Annotated in this window: 1 protein-coding gene; it reads right to left on the bottom strand. The window is 33.8% G+C overall.

Annotated features, from left to right (window positions below; genetic code table 11):
* A partial coding sequence (locus EZH24_RS13415) for an aldo/keto reductase (protein WP_137999489.1) occupies nucleotides 1-458 on the bottom strand: 458 nt, incomplete at both ends.

Raw genomic sequence — 458 nt, 5'->3', positions numbered from 1 at the left:
GATTTTATTTTATTCATGTCGTCTTCGGAAAGCTCGAAATCGAAAATATTAAAGTTTTCAATCATTCTCTCTTTATGAACGCTCTTTGGAATAGCCACCACATTTCTTTGAGTAAGCCATCTTAAAATCACTTGAGCGACAGATTTATTATATTTTTTCCCTATTTCCGATAAAATAGGATTTGTAAACATATCGCCTCGTCCTTCGGCAAAAGGTCCCCAAGATTCTATTTGCGTTCCGTAATTTTTCATTATCTCGTTATCATATTCTCTTTGAAAAAACGGATGAGTTTCAATTTGATTAACGGCGGGTTTTATTTTATTATTTTCCGCTAAATCCATTAATCTATCGGGATAGAAATTGCAAACTCCAATAGCGCGAATCTTTTTTGATTCATATAATTCTTCCATAGCTCGCCAAGAACCGTAATAATCTCCGAAAGGCTGATGGATTAAATA

Origin of the sequence: Brachyspira catarrhinii (assembly GCF_005518285.1) — a bacterium.
In the GTDB taxonomy this organism is placed as follows: domain Bacteria; phylum Spirochaetota; class Brachyspiria; order Brachyspirales; family Brachyspiraceae; genus Brachyspira; species Brachyspira catarrhinii.
Note: the sequence above shows the minus strand (reverse complement) of the source record. Positions and strands in the feature narration are given on the sequence as shown.